The 2,274-nt window shown below is 38.3% G+C and carries 2 protein-coding genes and 2 pseudogenes; 2 read left to right on the plus strand and 2 right to left on the minus strand.

Going from position 1 to position 2,274, the window contains the following annotated elements; genetic code table 11:
• A pseudogene (locus tag BCU91_RS07080) lies at nt 1-284 on the plus strand (long-chain-fatty-acid--CoA ligase); the annotation flags it as partial.
• A 69-nt stretch (nt 285-353) separates the two neighbouring features.
• Nucleotides 354-1,466, plus strand: coding sequence for a ribonuclease D (rnd, locus tag BCU91_RS07085; protein ID WP_102476621.1), 1,113 nt, complete (start codon nt 354-356; stop codon nt 1,464-1,466).
• Between the two features lie 117 nt (nt 1,467-1,583).
• Here rnd and minE read toward each other — a convergent pair whose 3' ends face one another.
• Nucleotides 1,584-1,844 (minus strand): cell division topological specificity factor MinE, encoded by a 261-nt coding sequence (gene minE / locus BCU91_RS07090; protein WP_076537720.1) that lies wholly within the window; start codon nt 1,842-1,844, stop codon nt 1,584-1,586.
• 2 nt (nt 1,845-1,846) lie between these two features.
• A pseudogene (locus tag BCU91_RS07095) lies at nt 1,847-2,274 on the minus strand (septum site-determining protein MinD); the annotation flags it as partial.

A 2,274-nucleotide genomic window follows, 5' to 3' on the forward strand; every position in this document is an offset into this window, starting at 1 on the left:
TTAATGTTTTCCCTAACGAAGTGGAAGACGTGGTGGCATTGCACCCAAAAGTGGTTGAAGTTGCTGCTGTTGGTGTTCCAAATGATGCAAGCGGGGAATTAGTTAAGATTTTTGTCGTTGCAAAAGATAACACTGTGACTGAACGCGATCTCATTAAGCATTGTCGCCAACATTTAACAGGATATAAGGTACCAAAACTGGTAGAATTCAGAGATGAGTTACCCAAATCCAATGTAGGTAAGATTTTACGACGAGAACTTCGAGACGAAGTTAAATCAGCGTAAAGTAAAGCCGGCAATAGCCGGCTTTTTATTAGCTTTATATTGGTTAAAAAGATAAAATTGGAGCGTATTTTGTTATCGTTTGAATATATCAGCGACCCAGAAAGTTTAGCGAAATTAGTAGCACAGTATCAGCAAAGTGAATTACTTGTGCTTGATACCGAATTTGTTAGAACACGAACTTATTACGCAAAGTTAGGGCTTATTCAAGCCTATGATGGTAAGACGCTAGCGTTGATTGATCCCGTTGCCTTAGCTGATTTATCAGCATTTTGGCAGTTATTGTCAGATACGAAGATCACTAAACTTGTTCATTCATGCAGTGAAGACTTAGAAGTGTTCGCGCGCTATGGTCAATGTCAGCCAAGTCCCTTATTTGATAGTCAAATTGCAGCGACCTTTACAGGCCTAGGGCATGGTTTAGGTTACGCGAAACTGGTTAATACCTTTTTAGATATCGAAATAGATAAAGGTGAATCACGCACCGACTGGATGAAACGTCCACTGACTGATGCACAACTGCAATACGCTGCAAATGATGTGTTTTACCTTTACAAGCTTTACCCGCAATTGTTAGCGAAAATACAACAATCTAACCGTATGGATTGGCTACTTGAAGAAGGTGAGCGCATGACAGAAGGGCGTTTAACTCCGCCTGATGAAGAGCTTGCTTATTTAAAAGTGAAAAATGCGTTTCAACTATTTCCACAGCAGCTCGCTTACTTAAAAGTATTAGCTACTTGGCGCTTACAAAAAGCGTTGAAAAAAGACTCAGCCCTTGGGTTTATCATTAAAGATCATGCCTTAATTGCATTAGCTAAAAAACAACCTAAGACAGTGATTGAGCTTAATCAGCTAAATGATCTAACAGAGCATGAAAAACGCTTTCACGGTAAAGAACTGATTAAAGTGTTACAAACTGCTGACTTAAACAATCTGCCTGAAGCAGTAGATGTAATCGCTCTGAAAAATGGTTACAAAGCCTCATTTAAAGAAGTGAAAAATATTCTTATTCAGGTGGCTGAACAACATGACGTTGCTATTGAGTTTATCGGTTCTAAACGTTTAATTCATGAGTTTTTAATGTGGTTGTACAATAAGCAACCTGCAGAAAAACCATTGTTATTAAAAGGCTGGCGCGCCAAGCTTGTAAAAGATGCCCTAGTTGCAATCAAGTTTAGCTAAATAGACACATCAAGTGTAAAAATTGATGCTACAAAAAAGCCAAGAGTAAACTCTTGGCTTTTCTTTACGCTCTGTGACTAGAGAGTATTTTTTACAAGCTCAGGTACAAACTCAGGCTTATTTACCTTCAGGTAAGGTCACATTTAGTTCTAATACAGATAGGTTTTCATCATTTTGTTCTAATTGAACCGATACCTGATCTTCAGAGATATGTACATATTTTCTAATGACTTCAAGGATCTCTTGTTTCATTTTCGGAAAATAATCTGGCGCGTCACGTTCACCACGTTGGTGCGCAACAATAATTTGTAAACGCTCTTTAGCTGTGACCGCTGTGTTGGTTTTTTTGTTACTTTTAAAGTAGTCGAGTATAGACATAGTTAGCTACCAAATATCCTTTTTAGGAATCCTTTTTTCTCTTCTGTCAGAAATCTAAATGGTACTTCTTCACCAAGTAAACGTTGTACAGTATCAGCATAAGCAAGACCTGCATCACTTTCGTCATCGATAATTACTGGCACACCAGAGTTTGAAGCTTTTAGCACTGCTTGTGACTCAGGAATGACCCCAAGTAATTTAATTGCCAAAATCTCATTCACATCTTCAACACTGAGCATTTCACCTGTTTTAACTCTAGCAGGAGAATAACGTGTTAGTAATAGAAACTCTTGAATAGGTTCTAAATTTTGTTCAGCTCGACGTGAACGGCTTTGCAACATTCCCAAAATACGGTCAGAATCTCGTACTGAACTGACTTCTGGGTTGGTGGTAACAATAGCAATATCAGCAAAATACAATGCCATCATTG

The organism is Shewanella sp. 10N.286.52.B9, assembly GCF_002873635.1.
Taxonomy (GTDB): Bacteria; Pseudomonadota; Gammaproteobacteria; order Enterobacterales; family Shewanellaceae; genus Shewanella.

Bases quoted from the DNA above. Each gene is read 5' to 3' on its own strand.
- minE (WP_076537720.1), bottom strand. From the start codon at position 1,844: ATGTCTATACTCGACTACTTTAAAAGTAACAAAAAAACCAACACAGCG.